This is a genomic window from Allomuricauda sp. R78024 (genome assembly GCF_044596045.1).
GTDB lineage: Bacteria > Bacteroidota > Bacteroidia > Flavobacteriales > Flavobacteriaceae > Flagellimonas.
Window position 1 is genome coordinate 2,980,338 of sequence record NZ_CP138995.1, and the last position, 16,302, is coordinate 2,996,639.

Consider the following 16,302-nt stretch of genomic DNA (forward strand, 5'->3'; position numbering starts at 1 on the left):
CAATAGATAATAAAAACAATGGGTAAAAAAACTAAAAACTCAAATGAATTAAAAAGCATCTATTTGTTGTTACTTGACCAAAACATAATTACCAATTACCAAAGCGTCCAATCCTGTGGAGAAAAAACATCTTATGGCATCTTTTGGAGATTCTACAACAGGTTCACCTTGAATGTTAAAACTTGTATTCAATACTACAGGTACTCCAGTTATCTTGCCTAATTTAGTAATTAACTCATGATATTTTGGATGTAGCTCCCTTCGAACCGTTTGAAGTCTTGCACTTCCATCCACATGGGTAATCGCAGGAATTACCGGTTGTTTATTTTCATGGACTTGACAGACTTTCAACATAAAAGGGGCCTCTACTTCCAAATCAAAATACTCCTTATAGGATTCAATAGTGGCTGATGGAGCAAAAGGTCTATATGCCTCTCTAAACTTTACTTCCGAGTTGATTTTATCTTTCATATCGGGAAATGCTGGGTTTGCAAGTATGCTTCGACTCCCTAGGGCTCTAGGTCCAACTTCCATTGCTCCCTGAAACCATCCTATGATTTTTCCTTGTTCTAACAATCCAGCAGCTACTCCACATACGTCTTCAAAATATTCAGACTTTAGCTTAGCACCGTCTAAAACTCTTTTTATTTCATCATTTGTATAAAAAGTACCTATGTATGGGTTATCATGAACAAACATTCTAGACTTTCCAAGTAATCCATTATACAAATAAAAAGCTGCTCCCATGGCCGTACCATTATCACCGGCGGCAGGCATAACATAAACATCTTTAAAAGGGCTTTCCCTTACAATTCGCCCATTCATAACGCTATTTAAAGATACTCCGCCAGCTATCACTAGATAATCAGTCTTAGTTTTTTTATGAAGGATTTTACAGATTTCCAGCACCCTGTCTTCCAACACAATTTGAAAAGCTGCTGCTAAATCCATATGATGACTCTCAAAGGCGGCTCCTGATTCTCTAGGTTCGCCAAACACCTGGGTAAACTTTTGAGAAAATCTTTGATCTGCCATATATTGAAAATTGAAAAAGCTGAGATCTAGTAAAAATCCACCATTCTCATCAACTCTTATAATTTTTTCAACTTTATGTTTAAAAGTGGATGGATTGCCCATTGGAGCCAAACCCATGGTTTTTCCTTCATCATAATTTGGTTTAAATCCACAAAATTGGGTAATCGCCTCATAAAAAGATCCCAAAGAGTGTGGGAAAAAATTCTCACTCAACTTGCTAATATCATTATTTTTACCATGGCCAATCCATGTAGTGGCCCATTCACCTGCTCCATCTATACCCAACAATGCAGCTTCCTTAAAAGGAGAAACAAAAAAAGAACCCGCCACATGTGAGAGATGGTGTTCGATAAAGTGAACTTTGGGAGAGGTTTTTGTGTTTTTCCAGCACCTGTTGTACCAATTCTTGAAATTGCGCTGCTTTAAATAGGCATGTACTAAATTATGAGCTATAAATCCAAATAGATTTCCAGATTTTGCTATCCTGATAATATTTCCTAAGAAATACCATGTTTTTTTTCTCCAGTTGTGCTTAGGTTTTATGGAAACCGCAATATAATCTATATCGGAATAAGCTATCCCAGCCATTTTCAGACATCTATCAATAGCCATTTTGGGAAACTCCGCTGTATGTTTTTGACGGTTTAGTCGCTCTTCTTCTATTGCCGCTATCAGCTTACCATCTTTTACGATACAAGCAGATGAATCATGGAAGTAGTAGTTCAACCCAAGTATTACCATACCTTTTGTTATTTTATTGGCTTGATTATATTACAAACTTACTATTTCAAATGCTGATCTTCTGTTTTCACTATGTTTAGTTTCTGAGCAAGGCGTATCGTTATCACATTCATTCGTCAGTCTAGTCTCTCCAAATGCATCATACTTAACTCTCTCAGACGCAATTCCCTTAGAAATCAGATACTCAACGGTTCGTTTTGCTCTTTTTTCAGATAGCCATTGATTATAGGTATCTGTTCCTCTAGAATCTGTATGTGCAGAAACCTGGATGACCAAACTTGGAGCACTTTCCAATATTCCAATCAATTTATCCAGAACCTCTTTATCTGCAGTGGAAAGATATGATGAATTCAATTTAAAATAGACTCTCCCAAGATTTTCAACTTCATCTTTAACTTTTGCACGCTTAACTTCTTCTTTTTTCTCTTTTTCTGCAGCCAATCTTGCCGCTTCTTTTTCTTTTTCCAATCTTTCTGCCAACAAACGAGCTTCTTCATCGGCTCTTTCTTTAGCAGTTATAGAGTCTTGAACCCTTTGTTGCTCTTTCTCAATTTCTTTTAAAAGTGCCAATTTTTCTTCTCCCTTTCTTGAAAGTTCTTTTTCAACATTAAATCGGTATGCAACTCCTACCGCATGTTGTATATGATTTGAAGAGTTTTCAGTGTTCATGGTCCATTTACCACTAGAGCTAAAATCCAAGCCCCAATGCTCAGAAAACCATGTTCTAAATCCTAAAACTGCATTATAAGTTCCTCTACCTTGATTGTTTGCATCGGTATAACCGACTCCAATACCAACATAGGGGTCAAAAAAACCAGTTTCTCCTAAAATCATATTAAGATCATAGCTTACACGAAAATCTAATCCGAAGTAATCAACATCTTCAGGGTTTACCGCATTATCTACTATTTTTCCTTCTTTATATTTGTTGTACGTACCTATTGCCTCAAGTCCAACTCCATTTTCAAAATAACGTCCAATACTTATTCTAGAAGGAAAAGGAACTACGTTCCAACCTTCTTTAAAATCAAATAGTTCACCGAATTCATCACCAGAATCATCAATAATATTCGTCCCGATGGAGACAATCCACGAACTTTTAACAATACTATCCTTTCTTGTTAATTGGGTTTCTTGAGCTGTAAGTGCTAAGGAAAATAAAAATACCAACACAGCAATAACTGGTTTTGTAGCTTTCATAATGTAAAATTTGAGGATTTGAGAACAAAACTAGTTCAACCGTACAAAATGACATCTTTTGTACTTTCAAGTGCTTTTATTTTCGATAAGAGGATTAAATACAAATAATTGTTGCCTTCTACCAACCCAATTTTTCGAGACTTAGTCTCTTGGAAGTATGGGGTATTTTATAAATATAGAATGGGTAGGAAACAAACTGATTTTCTGAGCTTTTCGCCTCTTTTGGAGGAACCATTTCAATTGTTATTAAAATTTCACTTTCAGATTCTTCAGTCTTTGAAAGCTTAGGTATCATCTGTCCTTTTTGCTTTCCTAAACAGACAATCAGGACTATTTCCTTTGAGAAATCTATAACAGGGACGGGAAGTCCCGGTTTGCGAGTTTTATTTATTGTAGTATAGAACTTGTTCAGAGATTTTACGTCCCTAACGACCATAGTCTCATATTCGTCAATACCGCTATATCCATCCTGCGCAATCAAAATCATATCATCCTTTTCTCCTGAATCTAATTGTATTTCCTTCTGGGCCTTACATGAGGTCAAACAGATAAATAATATCAACACAAAATGTCTCATTAAATTAATATGAATTCTTGAATCTTGATTTAAACGCATTCTCATAAACTTCTTCATATAATGGCAAAACATGCAAAATATCAAATTTAGAAGCCACTTTAAACGCATTTTCCTTGAATTTCTCCAACACTGCATCATCTCTTAATATCTGCAACGCCTTTGATGCCATCTCATCCACATCGCCTACGTTGGCGAGAAATCCCGAAATACCTTCCTTGTTAACTTCTGGGATTCCACCTGTATTGCTTGAGATTACAGCTACCCTGTTGATCATCGCTTCTAAAGCGGCCAAACCAAAACTTTCTGTTTCTGATGGTAATAAAAATAGATCCGAGAAGCAAAGTATCCTATCTATCTCGTTACTGTTACCTAAAAACAATACTTTATCCTTTATTCCCAAATCATCACAAAGCTGTTCTGCCATTTCTTTTTCAGGTCCTTCCCCTACCATCATCAGTTTTGCTGGGATTTCCTTTTGAATTTTATGAAACACATGAATTACATCAGGAATGCGTTTTACCTTTCTAAAATTACTGATATGGGTGATTATCCGTTCATCTTCATGAGCCATCAAAGATCGCTGGCAATCAGTATAATCCAGACTATATTTTGAAGTATCTATAAAATTAGGAATGACTTCAATATCTTTTTCAATATCAAAGATTTCCAGAGTACTTTGTTTTAAATCTTCTGAAACTGAAGTCACCACATCAGACTTGTTAATACTGAAGGTAACCGCTGGTTTATAAAATGGATGTTTGCCCACTAAAGTTATATCCGTACCGTGAAGCGTTGTGATCATAGGAATAAAAATTCCCTCTTCTTGAAGCATTTTTTTGGCCATATACCCCGCATAGGCATGCGGAATTGCATAATGTACATGCAAAAGTTCTATTCCATAGAGCTTGATTGTATCTACTAATTTGCTGGACAATGCCAATTCATATGGCTGATAACGGAACAAAGGATATTCGGGTACATGTACTTCGTGAAAATGAATATTATTCCCTAAAAGTTCTAAACGTACAGGCTGTTTATAGGTAATAAAGTGGACTTCGTGCCCTCTTTCCGATAGAGCAATTCCCAATTCTGTGGCTACAACACCACTGCCTCCAAATGTAGGGTAACAAACAATTGCAATCTTCATAACAACAAATCTAAATCAATATTTACAGTCTAATTTATAATAGAATCATAAATAGCTTGCTGAATTCTTGTTCTTAAGGCGGACTTTACCAAAAGTGTATTGCTGGCTGACGGATATGTTCTGTTGGATAAAAAAACATAAACAAGTTCTTCATCTGGGTCAGCCCAGGTATACGTTCCTGTAAAACCGCTATGGCCAAAGCTTTTTCTTGATACACACCCGCAAGTTGGTCCTTTATCCTTTATTTGGGGTTTGTCAAACCCAACTCCTCTGCGCACATCTTTATGGCAGAAATAGCATGTATTGAATTTTTTTACTGTTCGGTCATTTAAAAAACGCTTACCTCCATATACTCCTCCTTGAAGATACATTTGCATTATTTTAGCTACATCATTGGCATTACTAAACAAACCAGCATGTCCTCCTACTCCACCCTGCATAGCTGCTCCCATATCATGCACGTATCCTTGTACTGTCTGGTACCTAAAATATTTATCTTCTTCTGAAGGAACAATTTCATTCTTTGGAAATTTGTTCAAGGGATTGAAAGAAGTACGTTGTAAGCCCATAGGAATATACAAAAACTCATTTATCAATTCATCTATGGATTTCTCGTAGGTGTCTTCAATATATTTTTTAAATACATAATACGCCACATCGCTGTATCTATACCTGTTCGATTTTAATGATTGTCTACCGATTCTATTATAAATTGAATCTTTGTATGCATCTGTCAAATAAAGATTGTCAGAAACTCGGTATGAAAAACCATCAGTGGGTTGATTTCTATAAAAATCTGAGGATGGTTTTCTGTTTTTAGTCAAAGTGTCTATGTAAAAAGCAATCCATGCAGGTAAACGACCATAATGGGAAAGGGCTTTTAGAACGGTTACATCTTTTAATTCTGAAGAATCATATTCGGGTATCAACTCTTTGAACGTATTGTTCAGTGCAATTTTTCCTTCCTCCTCCATTTTCATTATCAAAGGCAAAGTAGAAAGGATTTTAGTCAATGAAGCCAAATCATAGATTGAATTATCATCAATTTCTTGTTCTGAGGCGTATGTTGGTTTGCCAAAACTCTTATTGTAGATAACCTTTCCTCTTTTTGCGATTAAAACTTGCGCTCCAGGAAACATCAAAGAATCAAGACCAACCTTTACTAAACTGTCCACAACAGCCAATTTGCTTGAACTTAAGCCAACCCTCTCTGGAATACTGTATCCTAAGCGCTTTAGTGTATTTAAATTAGTTCCTGTGTTGACTGGGAATTTGTCATTTGCTGAAACTGGCAATGTTCCATTGGCGTCCAAAGCACCAAAAATGACTTCAGCTGCTTTTTCCTGGGCAATTTCACTATTTTGATAGGCCAACACTACTCCATCAATCGTATCAAAATTTACTACATCCAAAAGTGCATAGGGTTTTGCAAATACTGAAAGTATGGTGTTGCTAGTTCTAAGTCTAGATATTTCTTGTAGCCAAAAAAGCTCGTTTTTAGAAAACTTATACCCCTTCCAAGGACTCTCATTACTTTTATGAAAACCTATAATTACTAAATTAAATTCTGCCAATGCTTTTCGGTACCCAGCCGCATCCTTAGCATTAATTTGTGTGATTTTCGCATATTTAGATAGTGTTTCAGAAAATACTTCTCCAGAATCATCACCAAATTTTACGTATGCAATTTTTTTATTTTCAAGTTTTTTTATGGGGAGTAGTGAAAAATTGTTCTTCACAACCGTAATTGCATTTTCAATAGCCTCTTCATATATGACATCATTTTCAATGTCGTTCAAATCCTCATAAAGATTTTCTAACGCTACAGCCTTGTAATTAGATAGGCCAGCTTTATACTTGGCCATCAATATTTTCTTGACAGAGTAAGCAAGTCTTTCTTCTGTGATTTTTCCTTCGTTATATGCCTCAAACAGTTTTTCTTTCGCCTTCAGAACGTTTTCAGGCATCAAAAGCATATCGTTTCCTGCAAGGAACGCTTCAAGTTCCACTTCTCCTTCTGGTGCAAATTTAGAGACCGCTTTCATGTTCAGCGCATCTGTAAAAATCAATCCTTTAAATCCTAATTCGGTTTGTAACAAACCTGAGACTATCTGTTCAGATAGTGTGGAGGGCAACCCTTCTCTAATTTCTATATTAGGAACATCTAGATGCGCAACCATTACTGAACTCAATCCGTTACTTATCAAACTTTTAAATGGAAATAGTTCTATAGAGTCCAATCGCTCTTTTGTTGAGCTGATTATGGGTAAAGCCTTATGGGAATCTGTTGCTGTATCGCCATGTCCCGGAAAATGTTTCCCGCAGGATAAAACACCTGCATCTTCCATTCCTTTCATAAATGCTATTCCTTTTTGGGCAACGTTCTTAGGATCTTCTCCAAAAGAACGGTTTCCTATAATCGGATTTTTTGGATTGTTGTTTACATCTATATCCGGTGCAAAATTGATATGCACTCCAAGTCTTTTTGCATGTTTCCCTATTTGAAAGCCTACTTTTTCAACTATGGAACTATCTTTTATCGCTCCCAAGGTCATATTCCATGGAAAAGCATAGGTAGAGTCCAAACGCATTGCAAGACCCCATTCCGCATCCATTCCTATCAATAACGGTATTTTGGAATGCGACTGATATTCGTTGACAAGTTTGGCTTGGCGAACAGGACCGCCAGTTGAAAAGATTATCCCACCAAGATTATGATCCTTTATGAGTTGTTTTATATTATCAGTTGCGGTTTTATTTTGGCTCGAAGAAATACTCACCATAAACAATTGTCCTATACGCTCTTCTACGGACATGTTATTGTATTTGGTATCTACCCAACCAAGTTGTGCCAATGAATCTTTAGTAATCAGTGGGTTGTTCTGACCACTAACACCTATGAAAAACAATAAGAAAAAGGGAAAGTAAAGGTTTATCCGCATAAATATCTTGTCTAGGACATGAACTTACAACTGATAAAAATATTGTATTTCACCGAAGAAAGCACTGTATTTAGGATAATTTAAGGATATCATCCTACAAATCTTGAATGCCAACTATCACTAGCGGGAACTTCCCAATGCTCTTGATATTCAATTTTACTAGCCACTAGGTTGTTAAATACAATGGTATTACTTGATATAGCCTTCTCCCTGGCCATTCTCTTAAAGTCTTTTAATGACTTATATGTTACATACTCCCCTTGTTTAAACGAAACATTCATTCTATCCAATAATTCCACATTATATTTTTGTTCCATACTTTGGATAAAATGAACTGAAGTATCAATTGAACATCCTGATGCTCCGGCTTTGCTTTGATCTAACCCAATTACTATAAACCGTTTGTATTTTAGCTCAAAGCCAGCTTCCAATTCACTCCCGTGGGCTGTCCATTCCTTTAAAAATGCTGTTAAACTTTCCTCTACTTCTTTTAGTTCTGCATCACTAAAGCTTCTATTGCACTGGTAAATCCAAATTCTAGCATTATCAGGAAGTGTTTCAAAAGGTACTAACATGAAATTATATTTGTTTAAGTGTATGCTCAATCAATTTAAGATGGACTTTAAGCCCTCTTTAGTATTGAAAATGAGTTCTATTTCTTCTTCGTTTAATGGTCTCCTAAATACTGCCAATTCATCCAGTAATCCTATGTAGTTTAATCCCAACATAATATTTGCTTTTTCCTCATCCCATGTAAAGGGATCTTTTATGTTAGGTGAAGCGCCCATGCTTTTACCATTTACAAACAATTCTGAAGTTCCGTTATCTGTATTTAACCCAGAAAAGTTAATGACAATATGTGTCCAGTCTCCCCTATTAAATTGAGGCTGTTCTACCGTAACCAATCGTCTCAAATAGTCTTGATTCTCATCTGGCCCTAATTTCTTTGGATTCCAAACTTCCAAATCACCTAGCACACCCAACCTAAAATTCCTTGGATTATTTTTGGTGAAATCGACCCATAGGGCGGCGTCATTATAATTTACATCGGTTATTTGAATAGGATCACAGTAACCAGGTTCTAAATCTTTTTCTGGATCCAATTGTAACCAGAACGATACCGCTCCACTCCAATTTTCCTTGGAATAGCCCATGTTTTTATGGGCTTTAAAAAAGGTGGTCATTCTGCTTTTTTTCTTAAAATCCAATGCATCCCCAGACAATCCCTTGCCCTTGGCAATTACCACATCTGGATTCAGTAATCCAGGTTTTGCATTTTCAATGTTCTTTCTTAAATCAGCTGTATAAATGTCTTTGTCTCCAACTGCTACATCTGCAGAAGTTCCATTATCAAACGAAGCGTAGAACAATAGATCATCTGCCATTTTATTTTCTGCCGAAAATGCTAGCATCAAAACAATACCAATAACAAGACTTACATATTTAAAAAGATGTTTCATACTATTTGGAAATTAAATTGTCTATAAACCTTCAGCATTAGCAATAAGTTCTGCTACATCCAAAACGGTAACACTCCCCTCTTTTTCATGTGCTTTAATTCCGTCTGTCATCATAGTATTGCAATAAGGACAGCCAGTTGCAATAATGTCAGGATTGGTATCCAATGCATCTTTTGTACGCAACACATTAATATCCATATCTCCTTTTTCTGGTTCTTTGAACATTTGTGCGCCTCCGGCACCGCAGCATAGTGCTGTTTTTTTATGCCGTTTCATCTCTACAATATTCGCATTCGTTTTTTTGAGAACCTCTCTAGGTGCATCATAAACCGAGTTCGCTCGTCCTAAATAACAAGGGTCGTGGAATGTAATACGTTTTTCTTTGTAAAACTCACCTTTAACTGACAGACGTCCATCATCCATTAGCTCTTTTATGAATTGTGTATGGTGAACAACATCATAGTTTCCTCCCAAACTTGAATATTCATTTTTCAATGTATTGAAAGAATGTGGGTCGCAGGTTACAATTCTCTTTATTCCATAGCCATTTAAAAGCTCTATATTCATCATAGCCTGCATTTGGAACAAGAATTCATTGCCTGCACGCTTCGCCACATCTCCAGTGCAACTTTCCTCCGGTCCCAAAACTGCAAATTCAACATTGGCTCTATTCAATATTTTCACGAAAGCCCTCGAAATCTTTTTAGCTCTATCATCATAACTTCCCGCAGAACCTACCCAGAACAATATTTCTGGCTGTTTACCTTCGGCCATAAATGCTTCCATGGTTTTTACACTAAGTTCCTCACTCATAGTTCTAGATTTATTCGTTTACCCAGTTTAAACGATCCATTTGATTATATGGCCATGGCGCACCATTGTTTTCAATATTGGACATCATATTGTTCAGTTCCATGGGTGCCGCTGACTGTTCCATTACCAAAAACCTTCTCATCTCTACAATAATGGATAAGGGGTCTATACTTACAGGACAGGCTTCAACACATGCATTACATGTAGTACATGCCCATAATTCCTCATGACTAATATAATCTCCCAATAATTGCTTTCCGTCTTCTATAAATTCCCCTTTATTGGTATCCATGTTTTTACCAACTTCTTCCAGTCGGTCACGAGTGTCCATCATTATTTTTCTTGGAGAAAGCTTTTTTCCCGTCTGGTTAGCAGGACATTCTGAAGTACATCTGCCGCACTCCGTACAAGTATAGGCATTGAGCAATTGCACCCAGTTTAAATCCATAACATCTGAAGCTCCAAATTTTTCAGGGTCTGGAGCATCATCTGCAGGGGCTGCAAATGGGTCCGCTGAAGGGTCCATCATCAGTTTTACCTCATTGGTGACCGCTTCTACATTGTTAAACTTACCTTGCGGAGTTAACTTTCCATAGTATGTATTTGGAAAAGCAAGTAAAATATGTAAGTGTTTGGAATAATATAGATAGTTCAGAAAAGATAATATTCCAATAATATGCAACCACCAAGCCGTACGCTCAACTAGTATCAAATTAGAAATTGACATGCCATCAAATAATGGTGCTATCAGTTGACTCACAGGAAAGGCTCCTGCTTTTGTATAATGAGCGGCATCTAATTGCTGTAATTGAAAATCGGCCGCATTCATTGTTAAAAACAAAAGCATCAGGACCAATTCAATATATAAAATCATATTGCCGTCTTTCTTGGGCCAACCATCCATTTCTGGTTTTATAAATCGCTTTAGTTTGATGATATTTCTTCTAATCCAGAAAACAACAACGGCAACAATGACCAAGAGGGCCAATACCTCAAAAGAACCTATTAAGAAATCATACAATGCTCCCAAAGGAGCAAATATTCTATGGGTTCCCAATACCCCATCTATGATAATTTCTAAAACTTCAATGTTAATGATTACAAAGCCTACATAAACGATAATATGCATCAACCCCGCAATAGGACGAACAACCATCTTGGTTTGTCCTAACGCAATCCGTGCCATATTCTTCCAGCGCTGAGGCTTATTATCACTTACATCAATATCTTTTCCCAGCTTAATGTTCCTAGATAATTTTTTGACATTTTTTGAAAAAAAACCTATTCCAATGATAAGGACAATGGCAAAAAGTATATTGGGCAAGTACTCCATATATTAATTCTGGTTTTGTGCGGCCGGATCATTTTCTGGAAGCTCGTATTCTTTTTGCTTCTTTCCAAAAACTGAAACATTAACGTACCTTTTTGGGTTAAGCCTAAAATCTTGCAATAGCAGGTCTAATTCTTTTGAGGCTGAAGTAAGATTTTCATACAACTTATCGTCCTGGGCAAGTTTACCTAAGGAACCTTCTCCTTTTTCAATTTTTCCAAGCACTTTATTAAGTTTCTCTATGGTTGTTTGAAAGTTAGAAACAGTTTCTGCTAAACCAGCATTTGCTAATGAATCTGAAAGCTTGGAAAAGTTAGCGGTAATATTATCTACATTTTTTAAGGAGTTATCCAATTGCTCTTTATTGTTTTCCAATAAAACATTTAATTTATCTGCGCTGCCCTTAAAAGAATTAACCAAATCATTTAGGCCAGCAATACTTTGTCTCAATTCTATTCTAGTCTGGTCATCAAGTACATCATTGACATTCATAAGCAATGAATCAGCATGTGAGACCGCACCTTCAACCTTCATTTGCAATGGTGTTAATTTCTCCTGCACCAAAGCTGTAAGCCCTGGTTTAATGCTGGACTTAAGCGTATCTCCAGATTTTGCCATGGGTGAATCATCAAAAACTGGATGGATTTGAATCCCTTTTCCCCCAATTATCCCTGTATCATAAATCTCAGCCTGACTGTTCTTCGAAAAATCATATCCTTCGTTAATCGAGAATGTAACAACAGATCTAAATTTATTGTCACTGAACTTTATACTTACCACATTACCTACAACAAGACCATTTATAGAAACCTGGGTTCCTTGTTGTAACCCACCTACATGGTCGTATACCGCATAAAACGTTTTGTTGTTTTCAAAAAATGAAGAGGACTTTAGATAACTTAACCCGAAAATCAATGCTAAAATTCCCGCAAGTACTATAATCCCAGTTTTGATTTCCCTGGATAGTTTCAAAAGGTTCTGTTTACTGTTCAAACAAAATTAGGAATATTTTTGACAAGGTAGCTACTGTTCTTTGCTCCTATTTTAACGCCTCGGATATTGACACTCTATTTCCGTTCTTATAAGCCACAATATAAGCCGTGGTGTATCCTTTAGTTGCCGCCTTTGCCTTAAGAAGCTTTGCATCATCAAAAGAGCTTGCATTTCCGTACATGTAGCGATACAAGTTTTTAAAAGGTTCTTTGGATAACTTATCCAATCCTTTAAAATTTTCACCCTTGAGAGGGATATTTTTGGCACTTGCCATAAGCTGCACCTTGAAAACCACACCACTTTTAGCTGGTTTTGTATCCGTTGATTTTTCTTTAACTGGCTTTACATCGGTTTCTTTAGAATTTGAAACGGTGGAGCCTGCGGTATTTGTTGATTGCGCTTTTTTTGTTGTTACATGAACTGCTCCAGAAGTATCTTCAATTACAACAGGCACATCACCAGGATCAAATCCGGTCGCAATATTTTTCTTGTAAGCTAGAACAGCTTCTGCAATGGCCATTCCCATTTCACTTTGGCCTTTCTTTGAATTTAAATAGCTTCCTTCATTTTTATTGGTCAAAAAACCTGTTTCAACAAGAACGCTGGGCATAAAAGTCTGGTGTAAAACTATAAAACCTGCCTGTTTTACCTTTCTGTCCTTTCTTTTCAATTTTTTAGTGAAGTTATCCTGGAGCTTTTTACCCAACAAAATGCTTTGGTCCAAAAACTCTTCTTGCATAATGGTAAGCCCTATTACAGATTCTGGAGAGTTAATGTCATATTCTGCATAGCGCTTTTCATAATCATCTTCTAAATAAATTACTGAGTTCTCCTTCTTTGCTACCTCAAAATTTTGTCTATTAACATGAAGTCCAAGAACAAAAGTTCCTGCTCCATGGGCATCTGAGCTATGCGAATCGCAGTGAACAGACACAAAAAGATCTGCATTTGCCTGATTGGCAATTTCTCCTCTAACAAAAAGGTCAACAAACGTATCGTCCTTTCTAGTATAAATAACTTTGATGTTTGGATTTTTCTCTAATTCTTCACCAGCTTTCAGTACAATACCTAACGCAATATTTTTTTCTAAGTATCCATTCCCTAGGTTACCTGGGTCATGACCACCATGCCCTGCATCTAAAACAACGACAAACTTATCTTTTGGTGGTACTTCGGTATCATTTTTGGTAAATGAAGTCAAAGGAAGTATAAAGAGTAGAACAAAAAAAGCTAGCTGACTTTTATTCATAAGAACTAAGTAATTATAGCGTTCTGAAATGGTTAAAAATATTGTAATCCCCAATCAACAGAACAAAAAATATATGTAAGTTTGATCCCAAAAACTAGGCCAAACTAGCACAAAAATAGGATTTATCACGTTGCAATCAAACAAACATCTTTTAGTTTTCCTTTTTGTTCTCCTTGGCGGCACAATAAATCTTCTGGCACAGGAAGATCTTATTACCCCTTTGCCAATAAAGGGAATGAATGATAGCATTACCGCTCCCCTGTTACCACCTAACATATTAAACGACTCTATTTCCACTGATTCAATACAATCAGATTCCGTTCAAGGGAAGCAACCCTTATTACTTGACAAAATTAAGTATAAAGCTAAGGATTATGTGAAACTGAGTCAAAAAGACAATAAAATTTACTTATATAACGAGGCTGAGATATATTATCAAGATACGGAACTCAAGGCTGGTGTAATTGTGATGGATTACATTAAGAACGAAGTATATGCCGGTAGGTTACAAGATTCTACGGGCACCTATTCCCAGTTGCCCTTTTTTAAACAAGGGACCAATGAGGTTAGACCAGATTCGATAAGGTTTAATTTTGATACTCAAAAAGCGCTAATCTGGAATTCAAGAACAGAACAACAAGCTGGACTGGGCCAGTTGGGTAGTGATGCAATGAAGATCTATGCAGAAAAAACAAAAAAGGAAAATGATTCTGTTTACTTTTTAAGTGAAGGAAAATTGACCACATCCAAAGACACAGTTGACCCTGACTACTATATTAGAATTCGCAAAGCCAAATTTGTACCCAAAAAGAAAATAATAGCAGGTTTTAGTAACATTTACATTGTGGATATTCCTACTCCGGTTGCATTACCTTTTGCATATTTTCCTTTAACTACAGGACGTTCTGCGGGATTGATATTCCCAACCTTTGGTAATGACCCCAATAGGGGTTATTTTCTTCAGAACGGGGGATATTACCTGCCAATAAGTGACTATGTGGATTTAAGCCTTACGGGTGACTTTTATACAAACGGGAGTTATGGTTTTAGGGCCCAATCGGTTTATGCAAAGCGATATAAATTTAGGGGTAATATAAATTTCAATTTTGAAAACTTAATTCAGAGTCAAAAAGGTTTTGATGATTTTAGCCGAACAAGTAATTACAACATTCAAATAAGACATACGCAGGATGCTAAAGCAAGTCCAAATTCTAGGTTTTCCGCTTCTGTAAACTTAGGTAGTAGCCAGTTTTTCACCAATTCATTGAATCAGGTCAACCGATCAAATACGCAAACCAATACGTTTGCTTCGTCCATAAGCTATTCCAAAACTTTTCCGGCATATCCGTCCGTAAATACTAGTTTGACATTGACCCATTCCCAAAACTCAAGAACACAGGCCATTCAAATGTCATTGCCAACTTTTCAAGCAAGTATGGAACGTATTTTTCCTTTTGCAAAACGTGATGGTATAAAAAAAGGAATTGTTCAGAATGTCAACTTTCAGTATGATGTAAATGGACAAAATAGTATAACCACAACGGAAGAGGACTTTTTTACCAGTGCAATGTTTGAAGGCGCACGTGTAGGAGCAAGACATAGAATTCCTATTGGAACCAATTTTAAGGTAGCAAAATATTTGAGCGTAAGTTTAAATGGTAATTATGAGGATGTTTGGGCGCTAGAGACCATTAGTCGAAGATTTGATGCTGAGCAAGAAGAAGTGGTTACAGATACCATTCCCGGGTTTGACAGATTTAATAGATATAACCTTGGGGCCAGTATGGGTACAGTTGTTTATGGTACATTTAACTTTGGGGAGGATAAAAAAATACAGGCTATAAGGCATGTTATGCGTCCATCAATAAGTTATACCTACGCTCCTTCATTTGAGCAATTTTATGAAACGTATACTGATGGTGACGGGGATGATGTACAATACACTCCTTTTGAAACCAGCTTATACGGAAGACCTTCCTTAAGTAAGAGTAATTCCATTGGCTTTTCATTACAGAATACACTGGAAGCCAAGGTCAGGGACAAAGATTCGACTGCTTTAGAACCAAGAAAAGTTAACATACTTAGTAATCTTACCCTATCCACCAGCTACAACTTTGAAGCAGATTCACTGAAATTAAGTCCTATTAACCTTAGTGGAGGTACTGAGATTATAAAGAATGTTCCCATTAACTTCTCTGCCACATTAGATCCATATGCGATAGATAACAATGGGAGAAGAATCAATACTTTCAATGTTAGTAACGGGGGTGGGCTTTTACGATTGACCTCTGCTAGAATCAACACAGGATTCTCATTAAGGAGTGATATGTTTAAAAAAGGTGGCGGTAAAAACAATGAAGAACCTCAAGATCAAGAACCTGATTATGGCGCAAATCCTTTTGAATTGGAAGGAGCGAGAGATGGGGAGACCTTTTTTAAGAATGAAAACCCAGATTCTGATGAAGTGGACAATCCAATTTACAATACCAAAATTCCTTGGGACATGAGGTTTACCTATGTAGCCACCTATAGCAATAGTAACAGACAAAAGGAAATAACCAATCACTCATTAATGTTTTCTGGGAATGTTCAACTTTCTCCTAAATGGGAAGTTGGGTTTAACTCCGGTTATGATATTAAAAACAAGGGTTTTGCTGATACACGACTTAATTTTAAAAGGGATTTAAATAGTTTTCGTTTGAGCTTTGATTGGACACCTTTTGGAAGGTTTGAACGATGGTATTTCTTTATTGGGATAAAGAGTTCCATTCTTAGTGATCTTAAATGGGAGAATAGAAGTCAACCTTTTAGATAA

The 16,302-nt window shown here is 36.5% G+C and carries 12 protein-coding genes; 1 reads left to right on the top strand and 11 read right to left on the bottom strand.

All coding sequences use genetic code 11. The annotated features are described in order from the left end of the window. Positions 1-69: 69 nt before the first annotated feature. The 11 genes from SJY44_RS13425 to SJY44_RS13475 all read right to left on the bottom strand — a co-directional run bounded on the left by SJY44_RS13425 (position 70) and on the right by SJY44_RS13475 (position 13,487). Positions 70-1,776: a carbamoyltransferase gene (locus SJY44_RS13425; protein ID WP_396590118.1), complete on the bottom strand. Its 1,707-nt coding sequence runs from the start codon at positions 1,774-1,776 to the stop codon at positions 70-72. Positions 1,777-1,806: 30 nt separating this feature from the next. After that, positions 1,807-2,976 carry an OmpA family protein gene (locus tag SJY44_RS13430; protein ID WP_396590119.1) on the bottom strand — a complete coding sequence of 390 codons (1,170 nt, stop codon included), beginning with the start codon at positions 2,974-2,976 and terminating at the stop codon, positions 1,807-1,809. Between the two features lie 118 nt (positions 2,977-3,094). After that, positions 3,095-3,553 (bottom strand): hypothetical protein, encoded by a 459-nt coding sequence (locus tag SJY44_RS13435; protein WP_396590120.1) that lies wholly within the window; start codon positions 3,551-3,553, stop codon positions 3,095-3,097. 4 nt (positions 3,554-3,557) lie between these two features. Continuing rightward, positions 3,558-4,700: an N-acetyl-alpha-D-glucosaminyl L-malate synthase BshA gene (gene bshA, locus SJY44_RS13440; RefSeq protein ID WP_298927284.1), complete on the bottom strand. Its 1,143-nt coding sequence runs from the start codon at positions 4,698-4,700 to the stop codon at positions 3,558-3,560. Between the two features lie 29 nt (positions 4,701-4,729). Continuing rightward, complete coding sequence (locus SJY44_RS13445; RefSeq protein WP_396590121.1) at positions 4,730-7,642, bottom strand: glycoside hydrolase family 3 N-terminal domain-containing protein; 2,913 nt, start codon at positions 7,640-7,642, stop codon at positions 4,730-4,732. 89 nt (positions 7,643-7,731) lie between these two features. Further along, positions 7,732-8,217, bottom strand: a complete 486-nt coding sequence (locus SJY44_RS13450) for an ABC transporter ATPase (protein WP_396590122.1) — start codon at positions 8,215-8,217, stop codon at positions 7,732-7,734. 30 nt (positions 8,218-8,247) lie between these two features. Continuing rightward, positions 8,248-9,102, bottom strand: coding sequence for a LamG-like jellyroll fold domain-containing protein (locus SJY44_RS13455; protein ID WP_396590123.1), 855 nt, complete (start codon positions 9,100-9,102; stop codon positions 8,248-8,250). A 21-nt stretch (positions 9,103-9,123) separates the two neighbouring features. Continuing rightward, positions 9,124-9,915 carry a (Fe-S)-binding protein gene (locus tag SJY44_RS13460; protein WP_396590124.1) on the bottom strand — a complete coding sequence of 264 codons (792 nt, stop codon included), beginning with the start codon at positions 9,913-9,915 and terminating at the stop codon, positions 9,124-9,126. Between the two features lie 10 nt (positions 9,916-9,925). Continuing rightward, complete coding sequence (locus SJY44_RS13465) at positions 9,926-11,248, bottom strand: 4Fe-4S dicluster domain-containing protein (RefSeq protein ID WP_396590125.1); 1,323 nt, start codon at positions 11,246-11,248, stop codon at positions 9,926-9,928. Between the two features lie 3 nt (positions 11,249-11,251). After that, positions 11,252-12,217, bottom strand: a complete 966-nt coding sequence (locus SJY44_RS13470; RefSeq protein WP_396590126.1) for an MlaD family protein — start codon at positions 12,215-12,217, stop codon at positions 11,252-11,254. A gap of 67 nt (positions 12,218-12,284) precedes the next feature. Continuing rightward, the gene (locus SJY44_RS13475) at positions 12,285-13,487 is read right to left on the bottom strand and encodes an N-acetylmuramoyl-L-alanine amidase (RefSeq protein ID WP_396590127.1); all 1,203 of its coding nucleotides are present in this window, start codon (positions 13,485-13,487) and stop codon (positions 12,285-12,287) included. 130 nt (positions 13,488-13,617) lie between these two features. Between SJY44_RS13475 and SJY44_RS13480 the strand changes: the two genes are divergently transcribed. After that, positions 13,618-16,302, top strand: a complete 2,685-nt coding sequence (locus SJY44_RS13480; RefSeq protein WP_396590128.1) for a putative LPS assembly protein LptD — start codon at positions 13,618-13,620, stop codon at positions 16,300-16,302.

Excerpts from the sequence above, each read along its gene's own strand:
- SJY44_RS13460 (WP_396590124.1), bottom strand. The coding sequence starts at position 9,915 with ATGAGTGAGGAACTTAGTGTAAAAACCATGGAAGCATTTATGGCCGAA.
- bshA (WP_298927284.1), bottom strand. The coding sequence starts at position 4,700 with ATGAAGATTGCAATTGTTTGTTACCCTACATTTGGAGGCAGTGGTGTT.
- SJY44_RS13475 (WP_396590127.1), bottom strand. The coding sequence starts at position 13,487 with ATGAATAAAAGTCAGCTAGCTTTTTTTGTTCTACTCTTTATACTTCCT.
- SJY44_RS13455 (WP_396590123.1), bottom strand. The coding sequence starts at position 9,102 with ATGAAACATCTTTTTAAATATGTAAGTCTTGTTATTGGTATTGTTTTG.
- SJY44_RS13465 (WP_396590125.1), bottom strand. The coding sequence starts at position 11,248 with ATGGAGTACTTGCCCAATATACTTTTTGCCATTGTCCTTATCATTGGA.
- SJY44_RS13450 (WP_396590122.1), bottom strand. The coding sequence starts at position 8,217 with ATGTTAGTACCTTTTGAAACACTTCCTGATAATGCTAGAATTTGGATT.
- SJY44_RS13445 (WP_396590121.1), bottom strand. The coding sequence starts at position 7,642 with ATGCGGATAAACCTTTACTTTCCCTTTTTCTTATTGTTTTTCATAGGT.
- SJY44_RS13435 (WP_396590120.1), bottom strand. The coding sequence starts at position 3,553 with ATGAGACATTTTGTGTTGATATTATTTATCTGTTTGACCTCATGTAAG.
- SJY44_RS13430 (WP_396590119.1), bottom strand. The coding sequence starts at position 2,976 with ATGAAAGCTACAAAACCAGTTATTGCTGTGTTGGTATTTTTATTTTCC.
- SJY44_RS13425 (WP_396590118.1), bottom strand. The coding sequence starts at position 1,776 with ATGGTAATACTTGGGTTGAACTACTACTTCCATGATTCATCTGCTTGT.